16 protein-coding genes are annotated in these 20821 nt (G+C 68.6%); 7 read left to right on the forward strand and 9 right to left on the reverse strand.

Annotated elements, in window-relative coordinates:
• Positions 1 to 22 precede the first annotated feature (22 nt).
• The 3 genes from glgX (at position 23) to ACFSJG_RS12315 (ending at position 5380) form a co-directional block, all read left to right on the forward strand.
• On the forward strand, positions 23 to 2131 hold the full coding sequence (gene glgX / locus ACFSJG_RS12305; protein WP_378485507.1) for a glycogen debranching protein GlgX: 2109 nt from the start codon (positions 23 to 25) through the stop codon (positions 2129 to 2131).
• Positions 2132 to 2133: 2 nt separating this feature from the next.
• Positions 2134 to 4449 carry a malto-oligosyltrehalose synthase gene (gene treY, locus ACFSJG_RS12310; RefSeq protein WP_378485508.1) on the forward strand — a complete coding sequence of 772 codons (2316 nt, stop codon included), beginning with the start codon at positions 2134 to 2136 and terminating at the stop codon, positions 4447 to 4449.
• 121 nt (positions 4450 to 4570) lie between these two features.
• Entirely contained in the window at positions 4571 to 5380 is an 810-nt protein-coding gene (locus tag ACFSJG_RS12315) for a mycofactocin-coupled SDR family oxidoreductase (RefSeq protein ID WP_378485509.1), read from the forward strand.
• Positions 5381 to 5404: 24 nt separating this feature from the next.
• Here the strand turns inward: ACFSJG_RS12315 and ACFSJG_RS12320 are convergent, their stop codons facing one another.
• Positions 5405 to 5818: a hypothetical protein gene (locus tag ACFSJG_RS12320; RefSeq protein ID WP_378485510.1), complete on the reverse strand. Its 414-nt coding sequence runs from the start codon at positions 5816 to 5818 to the stop codon at positions 5405 to 5407.
• A 180-nt stretch (positions 5819 to 5998) separates the two neighbouring features.
• On the opposite strand from ACFSJG_RS12320, the gene ACFSJG_RS12325 reads away from it, so the two are divergent.
• Together ACFSJG_RS12325 and ACFSJG_RS12330 are read left to right on the forward strand one after the other, a co-directional pair.
• Positions 5999 to 6340 (forward strand): YciI family protein, encoded by a 342-nt coding sequence (locus ACFSJG_RS12325; protein ID WP_378485511.1) that lies wholly within the window; start codon positions 5999 to 6001, stop codon positions 6338 to 6340.
• Positions 6341 to 6344: 4 nt separating this feature from the next.
• Positions 6345 to 7619: an RNA polymerase sigma factor gene (locus ACFSJG_RS12330; RefSeq protein ID WP_378485512.1), complete on the forward strand. Its 1275-nt coding sequence runs from the start codon at positions 6345 to 6347 to the stop codon at positions 7617 to 7619.
• 10 nt (positions 7620 to 7629) lie between these two features.
• Here the strand turns inward: ACFSJG_RS12330 and hpnE are convergent, their stop codons facing one another.
• Both hpnE and ACFSJG_RS12340 read right to left on the reverse strand, forming a co-directional pair.
• The gene (gene hpnE, locus ACFSJG_RS12335) at positions 7630 to 8982 is read right to left on the reverse strand and encodes a hydroxysqualene dehydroxylase HpnE (RefSeq protein ID WP_378485513.1); all 1353 of its coding nucleotides are present in this window, start codon (positions 8980 to 8982) and stop codon (positions 7630 to 7632) included.
• Between the two features lie 54 nt (positions 8983 to 9036).
• Entirely contained in the window at positions 9037 to 9351 is a 315-nt protein-coding gene (locus ACFSJG_RS12340) for a hypothetical protein (RefSeq protein WP_378485514.1), read from the reverse strand.
• 267 nt (positions 9352 to 9618) lie between these two features.
• On the opposite strand from ACFSJG_RS12340, the gene treZ reads away from it, so the two are divergent.
• Positions 9619 to 11355, forward strand: a complete 1737-nt coding sequence (gene treZ, locus ACFSJG_RS12345) for a malto-oligosyltrehalose trehalohydrolase (RefSeq protein ID WP_378485515.1) — start codon at positions 9619 to 9621, stop codon at positions 11353 to 11355.
• A gap of 19 nt (positions 11356 to 11374) precedes the next feature.
• Here the strand turns inward: treZ and ACFSJG_RS12350 are convergent, their stop codons facing one another.
• The 5 genes from ACFSJG_RS12350 to ACFSJG_RS12370 are packed head-to-tail and all read right to left on the reverse strand — an operon-like array spanning position 11375 to position 16822.
• Positions 11375 to 12832: an NAD-dependent succinate-semialdehyde dehydrogenase gene (locus ACFSJG_RS12350; RefSeq protein WP_378485516.1), complete on the reverse strand. Its 1458-nt coding sequence runs from the start codon at positions 12830 to 12832 to the stop codon at positions 11375 to 11377.
• Positions 12833 to 12864: 32 nt separating this feature from the next.
• A complete protein-coding gene (locus ACFSJG_RS12355; protein ID WP_378485517.1) occupies positions 12865 to 13200 on the reverse strand; it encodes a DUF6191 domain-containing protein in 336 nt (111 codons plus the stop codon).
• 8 nt (positions 13201 to 13208) lie between these two features.
• Positions 13209 to 14549: a threonine ammonia-lyase IlvA gene (gene ilvA / locus ACFSJG_RS12360; protein ID WP_378485518.1), complete on the reverse strand. Its 1341-nt coding sequence runs from the start codon at positions 14547 to 14549 to the stop codon at positions 13209 to 13211.
• A 59-nt stretch (positions 14550 to 14608) separates the two neighbouring features.
• Complete coding sequence (locus ACFSJG_RS12365) at positions 14609 to 16375, reverse strand: pyruvate dehydrogenase (protein ID WP_378485519.1); 1767 nt, start codon at positions 16373 to 16375, stop codon at positions 14609 to 14611.
• Between the two features lie 12 nt (positions 16376 to 16387).
• The gene (locus tag ACFSJG_RS12370; RefSeq protein ID WP_378485520.1) at positions 16388 to 16822 is read right to left on the reverse strand and encodes a nitroreductase family deazaflavin-dependent oxidoreductase; all 435 of its coding nucleotides are present in this window, start codon (positions 16820 to 16822) and stop codon (positions 16388 to 16390) included.
• Between the two features lie 110 nt (positions 16823 to 16932).
• Here ACFSJG_RS12370 and ACFSJG_RS12375 point away from each other — a divergent pair, with 110 nt between their 5' ends.
• Positions 16933 to 17160 carry a hypothetical protein gene (locus ACFSJG_RS12375; protein WP_378485521.1) on the forward strand — a complete coding sequence of 76 codons (228 nt, stop codon included), beginning with the start codon at positions 16933 to 16935 and terminating at the stop codon, positions 17158 to 17160.
• Positions 17161 to 17209: 49 nt separating this feature from the next.
• On the opposite strand, the gene dnaE is transcribed toward ACFSJG_RS12375, so the two are convergent.
• A complete protein-coding gene (gene dnaE / locus ACFSJG_RS12380) occupies positions 17210 to 20755 on the reverse strand; it encodes a DNA polymerase III subunit alpha (RefSeq protein ID WP_378485522.1) in 3546 nt (1181 codons plus the stop codon).
• Positions 20756 to 20821 lie beyond the last annotated feature (66 nt).

The following is a 20821-nucleotide window of genomic DNA, read 5'->3' on the forward strand; positions in this document are numbered from 1 at the left end:
CGTCGCACACTAGGGTCGAGCCATGCCCGAGTCCGCGTCACCGCCCGCCCGCGCCGTCTGGCCGGGCCACGCATATCCACTCGGCGCGACCTACGACGGGGCCGGAACGAACTTCTCCCTGTTTTCCGAGGTCGCGGAGTCGGTCGAGCTGTGCCTCATCGCACGGGACGGCACGGAGGAACGGATTCCGCTCACCGAGGTGGACGGCTACGTGTGGCACGCGTACCTGCCGAACGTCGTCCCGGGTCAGCGGTACGGCTACCGGGTGCACGGGCCGTACGAGCCCGACGCCGGCCACCGCTGCGACGCCTCGAAACTGCTCCTCGACCCGTACGGCAAGGCGTTCGACGGCGACTTCGACGGGGACTCGTCGCTGCGCACGTTCGGCGCGGACACGCTCGGCCACACCATGACGACCGTGGTCATCAACCCGTACTTCGATTGGCAGTCCGATCGCGCACCGAAACGGCCTTACCACGAGACGGTGATCTACGAGGCACACGTCAAGGGGATGACCGCCACCCACCCGGGGGTGCCCGAGGACCTGCGCGGCACGTACACGGGGCTCGCGCACCCCGTCGTCATCGAGCACCTGACCAAGCTCGGCGTCACCGCGATCGAGCTGATGCCCGTCCACCAGTTCCTCGACGATCAGGTGCTCGTCGACCAGGGTCTGCACAACTACTGGGGGTACAACACCTTCGGGTTCCTCGCGCCGCACGCCGGCTACGCGGCGTTCGAGAAACCGTCGGCGGTGGTGGCGGAGTTCAAGGCGATGGTCCGGGCGTTCCACGTCGCCGGCATCGAGGTCATCCTCGACGTCGTCTACAACCACACCGCGGAAGGAAACGACCGCGGCCCGACCCTGAACTTCCGCGGTATCGACAATGCCGCCTACTACCGACTCGTCGACGACGACAAGTCCACGTACATGGACTACACCGGCACCGGCAACAGCCTCAACGCCCGCCACCCGCACACACTGCAACTGATCATGGACTCGCTGCGCTACTGGGTCCTCGAGATGCACGTCGACGGGTTCCGGTTCGACCTCGCCTCGACGCTGGCTCGTGAACTGCACGACGTGGACCGACTGTCGGCGTTCTTCGATCTCGTGCAACAGGACCCGGTGGTCAGCCAGGTCAAGCTGATCGCCGAACCCTGGGACATCGGCGAGGGCGGCTACCAGGTCGGCAACTTCCCGGGACTGTGGACGGAGTGGAACGGCAAGTACCGGGACACCGTCCGCGACTACTGGCGCGGCGAGCCGGCCACCCTCGGCGAGTTCGCGTCGCGACTGACGGGCTCCTCCGATCTCTACGAGGCGACCGGGCGGAGGCCCAGCGCGAGCATCAACTTCGTCACCGCACACGACGGCTTCACACTGGCGGACCTGGTGTCCTACAACGAGAAACACAACATGGCGAACGGGGAGGACAACCGCGACGGCGAGAGCCACAACAGGTCCTGGAACTGCGGCGTGGAGGGCGAGACGGACGATCCGGAGGTCCTCGCGTTGCGCGCCCGGCAGCGCCGCAACATCCTCGCGACGCTGCTGCTGAGTCAGGGCACGCCGATGCTCGCGCACGGCGACGAGATGGGCCGCACCCAGCACGGCAACAACAACGTGTACTGCCAGGACTCTCCCCTGTCGTGGATGGACTGGACTCTGGCACAGACGAATTCGGATCTTCTCGAGTTCACGCAGCGGGTGATGGCGTTGCGTGCCGCACATCCGGTGTTCCGGCGGCGCCGGTTCTTCGAGGGCAGGCAGGTCACCGCGGGCGAATCGGCCCGCGACATCCTGTGGCTCACGCCCGCAGGCACCGAGATGACCGAAAGCGACTGGGGCAGAGGCTTCGCCCGGTCCCTGGCGGCCCTCCTCAACGGTGACGCGATCCGCGAGCCGAACCATCGCGGCGAACCGGTCCGCGACGATTCCTTCCTGCTGTGTTTCAACGCCCACGACGAAGGCATCGAGTTCACCGTCCCCGAGGTCGCGGCCGGCTCGCACTGGGAGGTCGTCCTCGACACCGACACCCCGACCGGACATTCCGATGCGGTCGTCGACGGCGGCGCGAACCTGAAGGCCGGGGCGCGGTCGTTGACGGTGCTGCGGCGGGTGGACTGACGGTGCGGCCGATCACCTCGACGTACCGACTGCAGTTGCGGCCCGACGCCCTCACCCTCGACGACGCCCGGAAGCTCGCCGACTACCTGCAGAATCTGGGCATCTCACACCTGTACCTCTCTCCTGTCCTGACCGCGGGCGCGGGCTCGACGCACGGGTACGACGTCACCGACCCGACGACCGTCTCCGCGGCGCTCGGCGGACGGGAGGCGTTGTCGGCCCTCGTCGCGGACCTGCGCTCCCGTGACATGGGTGTCGTCGTCGACCTGGTACCGAACCACGTCGGGGTGGACCGACCCCAGGAGAATCCCTGGTGGTGGGACGTGCTGCGGAACGGTCGCAGCTCCGAGTACGCGGAGTTCTTCGACATCGACTGGACGCAGGGACGATTCGCGGTCCCGGTCCTCGGTGACGACGGTACGGCGGAGTTGACCGTCGACCGCTCCGGTCCGGAACCCACTCTGGCCTACCACGAGCGCCGCTTCCCCATCGCCCCCGGAACGGACCGCGGCGACGCCGCGGCGACCCACGCCGAACAGGCGTACGAGCTGGTGCACTGGCGCAGCGGGCGCGTCGGCTACCGCCGGTTCTTCACCGTCGACTCGCTGGCCGCGGTGCGGCAGGAGGATCCGGCCGTCTTCGAGGCGACACACCGCGAGGTCGCGTCGTGGATCGCCGACGACCTCGTCGACGGCGTCCGGGTCGACCACCCGGACGGACTCGCGGACCCGACGGGCTACCTCACCCAACTGCGTGCCGTCGTCGGTCCCGCCCGCTGGCTCGTCGCCGAGAAGATCCTCACGCACGGCGAATCCCTCGATCCCGCGCTCCCCGTGGACGGCACCACCGGATACGACGCGCTCGCCGAGTTCGGCGGCGTGTTCGTCGACCCCGCGGGCGAGGGCCCTCTAACTGAATTGCACCGCGAGTTCACCGGCGACGCGGGCGATGCCGACGCGCTCGCGGCCGCGGAGCGGGACACCAAACGTGAAGTGCTGTGGGGCGGCCTCAAGCCCGAGGTGGACCGACTCGTCGAGGCGATCCGCCGGGACTCCCCCGTCACCGTCGACACCGCCCCGCTCACCGGCGCGGTGATCGAGATCGTCTCCCGGATCCCCACCTACCGAACGGACTACGGACCGACTGTGGGGGTCCTCGCAACTGCCGCAGGCGATGCCGCGCACGCCAGGCCGGGCCTCGCCGGAGCGCTGTCCGCCGTGACGAGTGCCGTCCTCGCGAACGGTGAGGCCGCCGTCCGCCTGCAGCAGGTCTGCGGTGCCGCGACAGCGAAGGCCGTCGAGGACCGGTTGTTCTACCGAACCGCGCGCCTGACCTCCTTGCAGGAGGTCGGCGGAAACCCGGGCCGATTCGCGATCCCTGTTCCCGAGTTCCATCTGTTGCAGGCCGAGCGGGCGCGGTCGTGGCCGGCCGCGATGACCGCCCTGTCCACTCACGACACCAAGCGTGGCGAGGACGTGCGCGCCCGGATCGGTGTCCTGTCGCAGGTCGCAGATCTGTGGGCGGAATCGGTGCGTGAATGGGAGACGACGACCCCGAGCCCCGACCCCGCGACGGGACTGTTCCTCTGGCAGACGATGTTCGGGGTGTGGCCGGTCGAGGGTGAACCGACGTCTCTGCTGCACGTACGCCTGCACGACTACGCGACAAAGGCGGTTCGGGAGGCGGCCGTGCACACCGACTGGGCGTCGACGAACCCGGACTTCGAGAACGAGGTGCACCACTGGATCGACGCCGTCCTCACCGGGCCCGTGTGCCGGTCGATGGCGAACGTCGTTCGCAGACTGGCGCCGCACGGCCAGGTCGCCGCACTCGGCCAGAAGCTCTTGCAACTCGTCGCACCCGGAATCCCCGACGTATACCAGGGCACCGAGCTGTGGGAGGACTCCCTCGTCGACCCTGACAACCGCAGGCCCGTCGACTTCGCGGTGCGGCGGGCCCTGCTCGCGGTGCTCGACCCACGAGGCGCGGTCGACGAGTCCGTGAAAATGCTGGTGGTCCGCGAAGCGCTGCGTATACGGCGGGAACGCCCGTGGTGTTTCGTCGGAGGTTCCTACACCCCCGTGTTCGCGGACGGCCCCACCGCCGACCACGTGGTCGGCCTTCTCCGCGGCGACGAAGTGATCGCGCTGACCGCGCGACTGTCGGTCTCCGGATTCGGGCGGCGATGGGACGGCACCGTCATCCGGTTCCCGCCCGGACGGTGGACCGATCGACTGACCGGGCGCGAGTTCGAGGGCACCGTCGAACTGTCCGCCCTGTTCGCCGGACGGTCCGTCCTGTTGCTCGTCCGGCAGTGACCGTCTGCCGGACGAACGCCGCCCGACCACTGGCCGAGACAATTCGGCACACGGCGAGGCGCCACCGCCTACCGTGACCGTGAACACAACTCACAATCGGTACGGCGGAGGACTACGGAACATGGGTAATCGGTTCGAGGGCAAGGTCGCATTCATCACGGGCGCGGCGCGCGGTCAGGGCAGGGCCGAGGCAGTGAAGTTCGCCTCCGAGGGCGCGGACATCATCGCCCTCGACGCGTGCGTGAAATTCGACTCGACCCCGTACGAGGGAGCCACCGAGGAGGATCTCGCCGAGACCGTGCGCCTCGTCGAGGAGCAGGGCCGCAAGATCGTCGCAACCAAGACCGACGTCCGCGACTTCGCCGCCGTCAGCGCCGCACTCGACGCAGGCGTCGAGTCACTCGGGCGGCTCGACATCGTCGTTGCGAACGCCGGCATCTGCTCGGCGGCGCTGTCGTGGGAGATCACCCCGGAGCAGTGGCAGGAGACCATCGACGTCAACCTGACCGGAGTGTTCTTCACCTGCAAGGCCGCGATCCCGAAGCTGATCGAGCAGGGCGAGGGCGGCTCGATCGTCATCACCAGCTCCGTCGCCGGCATCAAGGGCGTGCCGTTCTACGGCCACTACGTCGCCAGCAAGCACGGCGTCGCGGGCCTGACGAAGACGATGGCGAACGAACTCGGCGAGCACCGCATCCGCGTGAACTCCGTACACCCGCACGGAGTCACCACCGGCATGGTCATGACGGACATGCTGCCGCTGCTCGAGCGTTACGCGGAGACCCTCGCGCCGACGTTCATGGCCGCCATCCCCGACGGCTTCAGCGACCCCGAGGACGTCGCGAGCGTCGTCGCGTTCCTGTCGTCTTCCGAGGCTCGGCACATCACCGGCATCAACATGCCGATCGATCTCGGCAACACGATTCGCTGACGTGACCGGATCCGCCGACCGGAATCAGCCGGTCGGCGGGTCGTCGTCGGCGACGGTGTCGGGCATGCCCTCCCCGTAGCGGTCGAGGACGGCCCGCACCCTGCTTCCCCACCGCTCGTGCGCGGCCTGCCTGGTGACGCCCGCGGCCTGCGCGATGAGCGCCCACGTCACGCCCTGGCTCCGCAGCACGATCACCGATTCGAGTCCGTCGAGACCGGCAGCGAGCTGGATTCGCAGCACCACGAGCTGCCACGCCAGCTGGCGCGTCGCCGGGATCGACGTCGTCGACTCGGCTTCCCACTCCGGCGTCCCCGGCAGCGGCCCCGGCGGCACGATCACATCGGCCCGCCGGTTCACCTCGTCCATTGCCGCCACCGTCACCGCGGCCGCGTGCGTGGCGACATCCGCGGCGAGTGCCTGTTCGATCATCACATCCATTGCCACTCCCTTCCCTTCTCAGTCAAGCCGACCCTGACAAATACGTCAAGCCTAGCTTGACACTCTCGGGTACTCGCGGGACCGATCGGAAATAATCTCCGGTGGGCTGTCGATTCGCGGTGGACGCGTTCGTCGTCATGACGTACGGCAACTCGCCGCACCGAAGCGAAGGAGAACATCGTGAAGTACCTGCTGCTCATCCACGCCGAATCTGCGAACACCACGTCCGACTGCACCCCCGAGGACTGGATGGTCTATGACAAGCAGGTGAAGGACGCCGGGATCTTCGTCTCCGGCGAGTCCCTCGCCGACCTCACCGCCGGCACGAGCGTGAAGGTGGACCGCGACGGCACACGGTCGGTCACCACCGACGGCCCCTACCCCGAGACCCGTGAACTGGTCGGCGGGTTCTACGTGATCGACGTCCCCGACCTCGACGTCGCGCTCGACTGGGCGGCCAGATGCCCCGGCTCGCAGGGGGGCGGCCGCATCGTCGTGAGCCCGATCGCGGACTGGGGCTGAGCCCGTGACCGAGCCCGCGGCGGGCCGCGCCCGCTCTCGGGAGGCCGTCGAGGCGGTCTTCCGGGAGGAGCGTGGTCGACTGCTGGCGGCGCTCGTCGCCCGCTTCGGCGATCTCGACCTCGCCGAGGAGGTCACCGCGGATGCCGTCGAGGCGGCCCTGATCCACTGGCCGCAGGACGGCGTGCCGTCGAAGCCGGGCGCGTGGCTGCTCACCACGGCCAGACGGAAGGCGGTCGACAGGCTCAGACGGGACACCGCCTACGCCGCCCGCCTCGCCGTCCTCCAGACCGAGGCGGACCGCCACGGTCCCGCGACTGCGCCGCCACCCACCGACGACCTCCCGGACGAGCGCCTGCAACTGTTCTTCACGTGCACCCATCCGGCGCTGGCCGAGGAGGATCGGATCGCGCTGACGTTGCGCTGCCTCGGCGGCCTCACCACCCCTGAGGTGGCTCGCGCCTTCCTGGTCCCGACCGCGACCATGGCGCAGCGAATAGTGCGCGCCAAGAAGAAGATTCGCGTGTCGAGGATCCCGTTCCGCGTCCCGGACGCGAACGAGCTCCCCTCCCGACTTCCCGGCGTCCTGGCCGCGCTCTACTCGATCTTCACCGAGGGCTACGTCGCCAGCGAAGGCGCTTCGCTGCAACGGGTCGACCTCTGCGAGGAGGCGATCCGACTGACGCGAATCCTGGCCCGACTGATGCCGAACGACCGGGAGGTGGCGGGCCTGCTGGCGTTGATGTTGCTCACCCATGCCCGGCACGCAACCCGGGTGGGCCCCGGCGGCGACGTGGTGCTGCTCGCGGACCAGGACCGGACGCGGTGGGACCGGCAGATGATCGCCGAGGGCTCCGAGCTCGTCGTCACCGCGCTCACCGGCGGACCGCCCGGACCGTACGGGGTGCAGGCGGCGATCGCCGCGGTGCACGACGAGGCGGACGACGTCGACTCCACCGACTGGCCGCAGATCGTCGGGTTGTACGAGATTCTGGAGTCGGTGGCGCCGTCGCCGGTGGTCACCGTGAATCGGGCCGTCGCCGTCGCGATGCGCGACGGCGCCGACGCGGGACTCGATCTTCTCGACATGCTGGCCGACGACCCGAGACTGCGGTCCTATGCACCCTTCTCCGCGGCGCGCGGTGACCTGCTGCGGCGGGCCGGGCGGCACGCCGAGGCGGTGGCGGCGTTCGAGCATGCGGTCGACCTCGCCGGAACACAGCCGGAGCGACGACTGCTCGCGGCGCGGCTGGCGCAGGCGAAAGCGGCTGCGGCCGACTGATGTCGCCGGTTCAGGTGCGGGCGCCGGCGTACTCGAGGATGACGTCCACTGCTCGGGCCGCGCTCTGGCAGGCGCCCTCCATGGTGGTGGTCCAGTCGGTGCGGGTCCAGTCCCCCGCCAGTGCCAACCCCTTGACCGCGGTGCGCTGCTCCGGGCGGATGCCTGCCGTACCGGGGCGCTGCGCGAACGTCGAACGCGGCATCCGCACCACGTGACTGTGCACCACACGCGCATCGCGGGCATCGGGGTAGAAACGCCGCAGCATGTCCATCTGGACGTCGGTGATCTCGGTGTTCGACTTGCCGATCAGGTCGTACGACGCGGACACGGTCGTCGAGTAGAAGTGGGTGCGGGACGCGTCGCGGCCGTGCATCCGCTGCCGGTCCCACACCTGTTCGAGGACGCCTTCACCGCCGAGCAGGACCTCACCCCAGTCGGCCATGCCGATCGAGCGGTCGAGGTACAGGTTGACGCTGACGATCGGGACCGGGGTGAGTGCGTCGACGGCCTCGTAGATCCGTTCGTGGCCGGGCACCTGGTCGAGCAGTCCCTTCACGTTCCACACCGGGACCGCGCACACCACCGCATCGGCCGTGATCCGCTCCCCGTCCTTGAGGGTGACGCCGGCGACCGTGCCGTCCACGACGGCGACCGACCCGACGACGGCCCGATACCGCACGTCCACACCGCTTTCGGCGAACGTCTTCTGCGCGCTGTCGACGAACAGAGTGTCGAGATCGACGGTCGGGTAGCCGATGGAGATGGGTGCTCGGCTCGCGCGGGCACGACGGATGCCGGTGACGAGGAGATCCGCCGGAACCTTCGCCGACGAGATGGTCGGCTTGTCACCGGTGAGCCCGATGACGATGCCGTCCCACAGTGCGTCGCGGGCCGTCTGCGGCATCCCGATCCGCCTGAACCACTCGTCGGCGGTGACGTCGTCGAGCCACGTCGGCTGACGCAGCGCCTGACGGATCAACCTCGCCTGCGCCCGCGCGGTGCGCCAGCGGTCCCTGCCGGTCACACCGGGCAGGTCGCCGAACGCCGCCCGCAGTCCGGGGATCCCCGCGAACGCCGACCGACGCGTCGCTCCGCCCGGCATCCGGAAGGTCATGTGCCCCGGGAAGCAGACGTGCTCACGGGTCCCCACGCTTTCCAGGTATCGCATGAGGTCGGTGTATCCGCTGGCGAAGACGTGCTGGCCGTTGTCCGGCACATCGTCCACAGCGGCGAGCGGCATCGAGATCGTCCGCCCGCCGAGCGATCCCCGTCGCTCCAACAGTGTCACCCGATGCCCGGCCTCCGCCAACCACACCGCCGACGCCAGTCCGGCCAGTCCCCCACCCACGACCACACAGTGCATGGGGCCAGCGTAGGGGCTGCCGGGTGGCCCGACGTCCGGTTCGGGCGAACGGGCTCAGCCGGTCGCCCGCATACCGACCCTCGCTCCGACCCTGGTGTCGGCGATCTCGGCGCAGTCCTGGCACAGCGCATCTCCGAGGATCTCCGCGGCGCCGCACAGTCCACAGTGGGTACCCGAACTGGACTCGCCCAGCCGAATCCAGCTGCCGTACCCGGCCCGGCACCTGGTGCACGCTCCGCCCGCCGCGGCCACCGGCCGCGAGCACCCAGGTAGGACACAGAGCTCGACCGTGAAGGTGGATTCCACCCGCCAACCACCGACGAGTTCCGTCCCGGCACCACCCCGGTGCCACGAATTCACGTACGCCACGCTCACCCTCCCCAGTTTGCTGATCTGTAATTGACAGTCACAGAAAACTCACGGTTGGGCGACCCCCATCGCCTGACCGCCGCTTCTTCGCGTGCCGTCAATATCGAATCTGCAACATACACCGCGAACCTTGCCGCCGTCTCCCCCGCGAGGAAGCGTTAACCGCTAGTTTGCCGTTCAATCAAATCGCCGAACAGGCAACCTGGTTCGACGATGCGACCCTCGCGGCGCCCGACGGGCGATCGACGGGTGCGGCATGCTGGTGCGGTGAGCACGGCGCGCGAATTCGACGTATGGGCCCCGATCCCACGCCAGGTACGACTGCACCTGGACGGTCGTCTGCACCCGATGACCCGCGACGACGACGGATGGTGGCACGCCGAGGTTCCGGCCGACACCGGCGCCCGCTACGGCTTCGTCGTCGACGACGACGAGACCGTCCTGCCCGACCCCCGCTCCCCACGCCAGCCCGAGGGCGTCCACGCGCCGTCGATGCTGCACGACGTGAATCCGGAGTCCTGGACCGACTCCCGATGGACCGGAAGACAACTCGCAGGCAGCGTCGTGTACGAACTGCACATCGGAACGTTCACCGCCGAGGGCACGTTCGACGCCGCCGTCGATCGGCTCGACCATCTCGTGGACCTCGGCGTCGGATTCGTGGAACTGATGCCCGTCAACGGGTTCAACGGCGTTCACAACTGGGGCTACGACGGAGTCCTCTGGTACGCGGTGCACGAACCGTACGGCGGACCGGAGGGACTGCAGCGCTTCGTCGGTGCCTGCCACGAGCGCGGCCTCGGGGTGATCCTCGACGTCGTCTACAACCATCTCGGCCCGTCGGGAAACTACCTGGACCGCTACGGCCCGTACCTGACGCAGGGTCGCAACACCTGGGGTGCGTCGCTCAATCTCGACGGTCCCGACTCCGGGCCCGTGCGCCGCTACATCATCGACAACGCACTGCGCTGGCTGCGCGACTTCCACATCGACGGACTGCGGCTCGACGCCGTGCACGCACTCGTCGACCACACCGCCACCCACCTCCTCGAGGAGCTTGCGATCGAGGTGGAGACACTGTCGACGCATCTGCGCAGGCCACTGACCCTGATCGCCGAATCCGATCTCAACAACCCGACCCTCGTCACGCCCCGATCCGCCGGTGGGTACGGCTTGCACGCGCAGTGGGACGACGACGTGCACCACGCCGTCCACGCCGCCGTCTCCGGCGAGAGGCAGGGCTACTACGGAGATTTCGGTTCGCTCCAGTGCCTCGCGACGACGCTGCGGCAGGGGTTCTTCCACGCCGGTACGTACTCGAGTTTCCGCGCTCGGGTGCACGGCCGCCCCCTCGACACCCGGCGCACACCCGCGAACGCGCTGGTCGCGTACACGTGCACGCACGACCAGGTCGGCAACCGTGCCACCGGCGATCGACCCGGCGAATACCTGACGCCGGGACAGCTCGCGATCAAGGCCGCGCTGATCCTGTGCTCCCCCTTCACCCCGATGCTGTTCATGGGCGAGGAGTGGGGCGCCAGCACACCGTTCCGGTTCTTCACGTCGCATCCCGAGCCGGAACTCGCCACGGCGACCGCACAGGGACGGATCGCCGAGTTCGCCGCACACGGCTGGCCGGCGACGGACATCCCCGATCCGCAGGATCCGCGAACGTTCGCGGACTCGAAGCTCGACTGGTCGGAGCTTTCCTCCGGGCACCACGCCCGACTCCTGGCGACCTATCGCGATCTGATCGCGTTGCGTGCGCAGCGCACGGAGTTGACCGACCCGTGGCTCGACCACGTCCGCGTCGACTACGACGAGAAAACACAGTGGATCACTGTGCATCGCAGAGGAATTCGTCTCGCCTGCAACCTCGGCACCGACCCGGTGACGGTGCCGTTCGGCGGCAGCCCGGCGCTGTGGTGGGATCCGGTGACCCAGGACGCGACGGGTGCGGCGACGATCGTGCCGCGGCATTCCTTCGTCGTGCTCGAGACCTAGCGTGGACGAGGGCGGACCGTCAGATCGGCAGCGCCACGTATTTCGTCTCGAGGTACTCCTCGATCCCCTCGGTGCCACCCTCACTTCCCAGCCCGGACTGCTTGACACCGCCGAACGGTGCGGCCGGGTCGGAGATGACGCCACGGTTGACGCCGACCATGCCCGATTCGAGAGCGTCGGCGACGCGCAGCGACCGGTCGAGCGACTGCGTGTAGATGTATGCAGCCAAACCGAACTCGGTCGAGTTCGCGGCGGCGATCGCCTCGTCCTCGGTGTCGAAGCCGGTGATCGCGGCGACCGGGCCGAAGATCTCCTCCGCAACGATCCGCGAACCGGCAGGCACATTGTCGAGCACGGTCGGCTGATAGTAGTAGCCCGGACCGTCGATCACTGCTCCACCCGTGCGCACACGCGCGCCCGCCGCGACCGCTTCGTCCACGAGCTCCGCGACGCTACTGCGCTGCTGTGCATCGATCAGTGGGCCGACCTGCGTTCCTTCCTCGTAGCCCGGTCCGACGACCATGGCCGCGATCCGCTCGGTGAGCTTCACCGTGAATTGTTCCCGCACCGCGTTCGCCACGATCAGGCGGTTGGCAGCCGTGCAGGCCTCTCCACCGTTGCGCATCTTTGCCGCGACAGCGCCGTCGACCGCTGCGTCGACATCGGCGTCGTCGAACACGATGAACGGCGCATTACCGCCCAGTTCCATCGACACCCGGAGCACCTGCGGCGCCGACTGCTCGATCAGCCTGCGTCCGACACCGGTCGAGCCGGTGAAGGTCACCTTCCGAAGCCGAGGATCCGCCATCAGCGGACCACTGACCGCACCCGCATTCGATGTCGGCAACACCGACAGCACACCGCCGGGCAGACCGGCATCGGCGAACACCTGCGCCAGTAGCTGCATGGTCAACGGTGTCGAGGAAGCGGGTTTCACGATCATGGTGCACCCGGCCGCCAGCGCAGGCCCGATCTTCCGGGTCCCCATGGCGAGCGGAAAGTTCCACGGCGTGATCGCCAGGCACGGCCCGACAGGAGCCTTCGTCACCAGAATGCGCCCGCTCCCCGACGGTGAAGTGGTGTACCGGCCCTGGATCCGGGGCGCCTCCTCGCTGAACCAGCGCAGGAACTCGGCGCCGTACGCCACCTCGTTACGGCTCTCCGGGAGCGCCTTACCCATCTCCAACGTCATCAGAAGCGCGAAGTCCTCGGCGCGATCGGTGACGAGTTGCCATGCGGCGCGGAGTATCTCGGCGCGTCGACGGGGCGGGGTCGCTGCCCAGTCGCGTTGCACGCGGCATGCCGAGTCCAATGCGCGTGTCGCGTCCTGCTCCGTGGCGTCCGCGACGGAGGTGAGGACCTGGCCGGTGGCGGGATCCTGGACGTCGAACCTGCCGCCCGCGGCTGCGTCGGACTCCGTGCCGTCGATCCACAGACCAGTGGGCACCGATGCGAGAAGGGCGTCGAAGTTGCTCATGGGCTCCACCATCCCATCGGCGCCGCGTCCGGTCACTCCGACAGTCGCCCCGGCGAGTCGTCGGTGGACGGTCCCCGCAGCGTCACCCGGTTGGCGGTGATGTCGACGTCGACCCGGCGCTGCGCGTCCCCCGCCTCGTCGCGATGCATCAACGTGGTCTGCCGCTGTTCGAACTCGTGGTGCTTGGCGCCCTGGAACACCGCCGCGACCTCTTCGAACCCGGTGGCCGCGACCGTCCTGCCACCGCGCCTGCGGGTCCACGGCAGCATGCGCCCGCCGGTCAGGCGGTTCCACAGGGTTTCCGCTGAGGCCAGCACCACCAGCAGGACCACCAGACCTGGCAGCGTCATCGCCCACAGTGCTCCCACGGTCGCACCTATGTCAGGTAGCGGTACGCCGGCGAACCCGGCTCCAGCTGCTCGACCTTCATCGGCGACGACGCCATCCGCTCCAACAGCGACGTGATGCCGTCCGCTGAACCGAGCTCGACCCCCACCAGCGCGGCGCCCGTCTCCCGGTTGTTCCGCTTCACGTACTCGAACAGCGTTATGTCGTCGTCCGGGCCGAGAACCTCGTCGAGGAACCGGCGCAGCGCGCCCGGCTCCTGCGGGAAGTCCACCAGGAAGTAGTGCTTGAGTCCCTTGTGAACGAGGGAGCGTTCGAGGATCTCGCCGTAGCGGGAGACGTCGTTGTTGCCGCCGGAGATCAGGCACACGACTGTCGAGCCCGGCTCGACGGTGAGGTTGTCGAGCGCCGCGACCGCCAGCGCACCCGACGGCTCGGCGATGACACCCTCGTTCTGGTACAGGCCGAGCAGCGCCGTGCACACGGCGCCCTCGTCCGAGTGCATCATCGTGAAGTTGCCGGCCCCCGGACCCTGCCGGGCCACCAGCGGCAGCGAACTGTGCGTGACCACCTCGCCGCCCAGACTCGACATCACCTCGAACGGCAGGTCACCGATCCGGCGCACCGCGGTGCCGTCGACGAACGGGTCGATCTCGGGGAGCGTCACCGGTGCCCCCGCCACGAGGGCCGCCGTCATCGACGCCGCGCCGCTCGGTTCCACGCCGACGATCGCCGTCTGCGGCGACCGCTCCTGCAGGTAGGTGGCGATCCCGGCGATGAGGCCGCCGCCGCCGACCGGGACGATGACGGTGTCCGGCTCCTCGCCGAGCTGGTCGAGGATCTCGGCGGCGATCGTGCCCTGACCTGCTGCCGTCCGCGGATCGTCGAACGGGGGCACCATCGTCGCGCCGGTCCGGCGGGCGTCGGCCGCGGCCGCCTCGGCCGCCGCGTCGTACGTCTGCCCGGTCGCGATCAGTTCGACGAAGCCCGCACCGTGGGTGAGGATCCGGTCGCGCTTCTGCTTCGGGGTGTTGGCGGGGACGTAGATCCGGCCGCGGATACCCATGCTGCTGCACGCGAAGGCAACGCCCTGCGCGTGGTTGCCCGCGCTGGCGCAGACCACACCCGCGGCCTTCTCCGCCTCGCTGAGCTGCACGATCAGGTTGTAGGCACCGCGAATCTTGAACGAGCGGACGATCTGCAGGTCCTCGCGCTTGAGGAAGACGCGTGCACCGGTCGCGGCCGAGAGCCTCGGGCAGAACTGCAGCGGGGTCGCGTCGACGACGCCCGAAATTCGCTTCGCGGCGGCATCGATCTCGCGCGCATCGAGCGGCGCAGCCTTCACGTCAGCAAGTTCTCGGGTGTTCGACACCCGTCCATGCTGCCACTTCTCCCCCGTCTGCGATCAATCGGGCCGCGCCGGCGACGCCCTCAGCCGAACTGTGAGGGCCTCGGAATGTTGCGCAGATTCGACTTCGCCATCTTCACGGCCTCTCCGGCTCCGCCGCCCATCACCATCTTCGACATCGCGAGCGCGAAACCCTTCACCTGCCCCGCCGTGATCGTCGGCGGCAGCGACAGCGCCATGGGGTCCGTCACCAGGTCGAGCAGCGCGGGCCCGGGATGGTCCAGCACCGCCCGCATCCCCGATTCGATGTCGCCGGGCTGCTCGACGCGACGAGCGAACAGCCCGAGCGCCCCTGCGACCGCCGCGTAGTCGACGTTCGGCACATCGACGCCGAAGTCGGGCAGCCCGTCCACGAGCATTTCCAGCTTGACCATGCCCAGGGTCGAGTTGTTGAACACCACGACCTTGACCGGCAGGTTCGTGGCAGCGAGGGTGACCAGCTCGCCGAGGAGCATCGACAGTCCGCCGTCACCGGACATCGAGATCACCTGCCTGCCCGGGCAGGCGACCTGGGCGCCGATCGCGTGGGGCAACGCGTTGGCCATCGACCCGTGCAGCGCCGACGACAGGAACCGGCGCGACCCGTTCGGGTTCAGGTACCGCGCGGTCCACACATTGCACATGCCCGTGTCCGCGGTGAACACGGCATCCGGTGCGGCGAAATCGTCGAGGATCGACGCCGCGTACTCGGGATGGATCGGCACCTTCTGCTTCACGTCGCCGGTGTAGGCGCCGACCACCTTGTCCATCAGCGTGCGGTGCCGGGCGAGCTGGGAGTCCAGGAAGCTGCGGTCGGTCTTGCGCTCGACCAGAGGGGCGAGGGCACGCAGGGTGCTGGCGGTGTCGCCGTGGACCGCGAGGTCGAGCCCCGTGCGCCGGCCGAGCCGGGACGCGTCCACGTCGATCTGCGCCGTCGGGACGTCGTCGGGGAGGAACTGTTCGTATGGGAAGTCGGTGCCGACGAGGAGCAGCAGGTCCGCGTCGTGCATCCCGTCGTGGGCGGCTCCGTAGCCGAGCAGTCCCGTCATCCCGACGTCGAAGGGGTTGTCGTACTGAATCCACTCCTTTCCGCGCAGGGTGTGGCCGATCGGCGCACCGACGGTGTCCGCCAGTTGCAACAGCTCGGTCCGGGCGCCCCGCACCCCGTGGCCGGCGAAGATCGCGACCCGGTTCGCCGAGTCGATCGCCGCCGCGAGTGCCGCGACGTCCTCGGACGCGGGCACGACAGCGGGCCGCCGGGTGCGGACCAGCGGCGCTGGTGTGCCCTCGGCGGGAAGGTCGGCGACGTCGCCGGGCAGGGTGACGACGGAGACACCCGGTCCGCCGATCGCGTGCTGCATGGCGCTCTGCACGACGCGCGGCGACTGCGCGGGTGAGGCGACGAGTTCGGAGTACACCGAGCACTCGACGAAGATCCGGTCCGGGTGGGTTTCCTGGAAGTAGCCGGACCCGATCTGCACGCTGGGGATGTGCGAGGCGATCGCCAGCACGGGCGCGCCGGACCTGTTCGCGTCGTACAACCCGTTGATCAGATGCAGATTGCCCGGTCCGCACGAGCCCGCGCACACCGCCAGGTCTCCGGTGACCTGAGCATCGGCGGCGGCCGCGAACGCCGCGGCCTCCTCGTGCCGGACGTGGATCCAGTCGATGCCGCCCTTCGCGGCGCCGCCGGTCCGGCGCACCGCGTCGACGATCGGGTTGAGACTGTCACCGACGATGCCGTAGATGCGCCGCACACCCGCGTCGACCAGCTGGGCGACGAGCTGGTCGGCAACGGTGCGCGGCGCCATCGTGGCCTCCGATCACTCGGGCTCGAGTACGAAGACCGGAATCTGCCGGTCCGTCTTCTTCTGGTACTCGGCGTAGTCGGGCCACGCCGCGACCGCGCGTTCCCACCACTGCGCCTTCTCGTCGCCGGTGACCTCACGTGCGGTCATGTCCTGCTTGGTGGCGCCGTCCTGGAGTTCGACGTGCGGGTTGGCGAGGACGTTGTGGTACCAGACGGGGTTCTGAGGGGCGCCTCCGAGCGAGGCGACGACGGCGTAGCTGCCGTCGTGCTCGACCCGCATGAGAGGGGCCTTGCGGAGCTTGCCCGACTTGGCCCCGACGGTCGTCAGGATCACCACCGGCTTGCCCTGCATCGTGGTGCCCTCGGTGCCTCCGGACTTCTCGTAGACCTCCACCTGCTCCGCGGCCCACGAGCTCGGACTGGGTACGTATTCACCTGTCAGCGGCATGGTTCCAGTGAACACCGCCGCCGCCGGGTCCGCAGCCCGAGACGGAGATCACCCGCCCTGGAGAAAATGTTGGGTGGACCGAAACCTCGGGTGCCCGGTAGCCTGAACCCATGACCACCGTCGGCCTCACTCGTTCGTCGCGCCCCACCGGCACGATCGACATCGCCGGTGCGCCGTGGCCGCTCTACAAGCTCGAGGCACTCGCGGCCGGGCTGCTCGTGTTCCTCGCCGTGCTGGTCATCACGGGAGCGCTCCAGCCCGCAGCCCTCTCCGCCGCGGGCGCGACCGTCGTGGTGTGGTGGGTTCGCCGCCTGCACTGGCGCTCCCCCACGCACTGATCGCGCGTCGCCCCAGCGAGTCCACTGCCACTCGGCCCCCGGTTCTCCCCTACACGCTCAGGCAACTCGGGCCGAGCAGTGCCTTCAGATCACCCATCAGCGCCGACGACGGTTCCACGCGCAGGCTGTCGTCGAGCTTGAGCATCGTGATCCGGGTGCCACTGATCAGGCGCAGGTGCACATCCGAGGTGCCCGGATGCTTCGACAGGACCTGCTTGAGCGCCCCGACCTTGTCGGGGGTGCACAGCCGCGTCGGCAGACTCACCGCGAGCGGTTTCGCCACACCGATCGCCGACAGATCCGGCACCGCCAGGTCGTTGGCGATGATCGAGACCCGCTCGTCACGGACGTTGACGCGGCCCTTCACCAGGACCACCGAGTCCTCGGCGATGTCCATGCCGTACACCGCGTACGCCTGTGGGAAGAAGATCACCTCGACGGACGCGCCGCCGACACCTTCGAGTTCCGTTGCGGCCCAGGTCAATCCGTTCTTGTTGATCCGGCGCGTCACCGACGCGAGGATGCCGCCGACGGTGACCTGCGCGCCGTCACCGGCCTGACCCTCGAGGATCGCCGCAATCGGGGTGTCCGTCTGCGCGGCGATCACGTGCTCGACGCCGTCGAGCGGGTGCCCGGACACGTACAGGCCGAGCATCTCCCGCTCGAGCGCCAGCCGATGCTTGGTGTCCCACTCCTCGTCGGGCACCTTCACGTTGAACACCGAGGTCACCGACTCGTCCGCGTCGGCGCCGCCGAAGAGGTCGAACTGGCCCGCGGCCTCCGCCTTCTTGGTACCCATCACCGCGTCGATCGCGTCGGTGTGCACCAGGAACAGGCCCTTGCGGGGATGGTCCAGGGAGTCGAACGCACCGGCCTTGACCAGCGACTCCGTCACCTTCTTGCTGCACGCCTGCGCGTCGATCTTGTTCAGGTAGTCGGAGAAGTCGGTGTACTTCCCCTTCTCGGTGCGCGCGGAGATGATCGACTCGACCACGTTCGCGCCGACGTTGCGGACGGCGCCCATACCGAACCGGATGTCCTCGCCGACCGAGGCGAAGTTGACCACCGACTCGTTGACGTCGGGCGGCAGCACCGTGATGCCCATCGACCGGCAGTCCGCGAGGTAGATCGCCGACTTGTCCTTGTCGTCGCCGACGGACGTCAGCAGTGCCGCCATGTACTCGGAGGGGTAGTTCGCCTTGAAGTAGGCGGTCCAGAACGAGACCAGGCCGTAGCCGGCGGCGTGCGACTTGTTGAACGCGTAGCCGGCGAACGGGAGGACGGTGTCCCACAGCGCGGTGATCGCGCCCTGGGAGAAACCGTTCTCCTTCATGCCCGCGGCGAAGCCGTCGTACGCCTCGTCGAGGATCTCCTTCTTCTTCTTGCCCATCGCGCGGCGCAGCAGGTCTGCCTGGCCGAGCGAGTACCCGGCCACCTTCTGCGCGATCTGCATGATCTGCTCCTGATACACGATCAGGCCGAACGTCTCGGCGAGGATCTCCTTGAGCGGCTCCTCGAGCTCCGGGTGGATCGGCTTGACCTCCTGCAGACCGTTCTTGCGCTTCGCGTAGTCGGTGTGCGCGTTCACGCCCATCGGACCCGGCCGGTACAGAGCGAGCACGGCGACGATGTCCTCGAAGCCGGTCGGCTTCATCAGCTTGAGCAGGCTGCGCATCGCGGTGCCGTCGAGCTGAAACACACCCAGGGTGTCGCCGCGGGCCAGCAGTTCGTACGTCGCGGGGTCGTCCAGCGGCAGGGCGTCGAGGTCCAGGTCGATGCCCCGGTTCGCCTTCAGGTTCTCGATGGCGTCACCGAGAACCGTGAGGTTGCGCAGACCGAGGAAGTCCATCTTCAGCAGGCCGATGGCCTCGCACGACGGGTAGTCCCACCCCGTGATGATCGCGCCGTCCTGGGCGCGCTTCCACACGGGGATCGCATCCGTGAGCGGCTCACAGGACATGATCACCGCGCAGGCGTGCACGCCCGCGTTGCGGATCAGGCCCTCGAGGCCCTTGGCGGTCTGGTAGATCTTCGCGACATCGGGATTCGAGTCGATGAGCGCCCGGACCTCGACGGCCTCCTTGTACCGCTCGTGCTCCGGATCGGTGATGCCGGACACCGAGATGTCCTTGGCCATGATCGGCGGCGGCAGCGCCTTGGTGATCTGGTCGGCGATGGCGAACCCGGGCTGCCCGAACTGGACGCGCGCGGAGTCCTTGATGGCGGCCTTCGTCTTGATGGTGCCGAAGGTGATGACCTGCGCGACCTTGTCCGAACCCCACTTCTCGGTGGCGTAGCGGACCATTTCGCCCCGGCGGCGATCGTCGAAGTCGATGTCGATGTCGGGCATCGAGACGCGCTCGGGATTGAGGAACCGCTCGAACAGCAGACCGTGCGGAATCGGGTCGATGTTGGTGATGCCCATCGCGTACGCGACGAGCGAGCCGGCGGCCGAGCCACGACCGGGACCGACCCGGATGCCGACGTCCTTCGCGTGGTTGATGAGGTCACCGACCACGAGGAAGTAGGCAGGGAAGCCCATCTCGTTGATGACGCCGATCTCGTACTCGGCGCGCGTGACGTAGTCCTCGGGGATCTCGCGCCCCGGGAAACGGGTCTCACGCAGGCCGCGCATCACCTCGTGATGCAGGTACGACTGCTGCGTGTGCCCATCGGGAACCGGGAAGATCGGCATCCGGTCCCGGTGCTGCCACACCTCGTCGTACGGCTGCACCCGCTCGGCGATGAGCAGCGTGTTGTCGCAGGCGCCGGGGACCTCCCCGTCCCACAGCGCCCGCATCTCCTGCGCCGACTTCAGGTAGTAGCCGTCACCGTCGAACTTGAACCGCGTCGGGTCGGACAGCGTCTTACCGGTCTGGATGCACAGCAGCGCCTCGTGGTTCTCGGCGGCGTCCTTGGTGACGTAATGGCAGTCGTTGGTCGCCAGCGGCGGGATGCCGAGAGCCTTCCCGATGTGCAGCAGCCCCTCGCGGACCCGCCGCTCGATGGACAGGCCGTGGTCCATCAGCTCCAGGAAGAAGTTGTCCTTGCCCCAGATCTCCTGCCACTTCGCGGCCGCCTCGAGGGCCTCGCGGTCGTGACCCAGACGCAGCCGGGTCTGGATCTCCCCCGACGGGCAGCCGGTGGTCGCGATGATGCCCTCGTGATGCTCGGCGATGATCTCCTCGTCCATGCGGGCCCACTTGCCGAGCTGACCCTCGATCGACGCCCGCGAGGACAGCTTGAACAGGTTCCGGACGCCGGTCGCGTTCTCCGCGACCATCGTCATGTGGGTGTACGAGCCGGAGCCGGAGACGTCGTCGGACTTCTGGCTCGGGTCGCCCCACAGCACGCGCTTGGTGTTGAACCGGGACTCCGGCGCGATATACGCCTCGATGCCGATGATCGGCTTGATCCCAGCGGATTTCGCCTTGTTGTAGAACTCGCTCGCGCCGTACATGTTTCCGTGGTCGGTCATGCCGACCGCAGTCATGCCGAGGCGTTCGGCCTCCTTGAACAGCGGTCCGACCTTCGCCGCGCCGTCGAGCATCGAGTACTCGGTGTGATTGTGAAGATGGACGAAGGAGTCAGCCACGCTCCGAGTGTAGGGGGTCGGACGGACACCGTTCCCCGGCACGCCGCGACCACCTGGCTCGACCGG

Origin of the sequence: Rhodococcus gannanensis (assembly GCF_042681175.1) — a bacterium.
Classification (GTDB): domain Bacteria; phylum Actinomycetota; class Actinomycetes; order Mycobacteriales; family Mycobacteriaceae; genus Rhodococcus_G; species Rhodococcus_G gannanensis.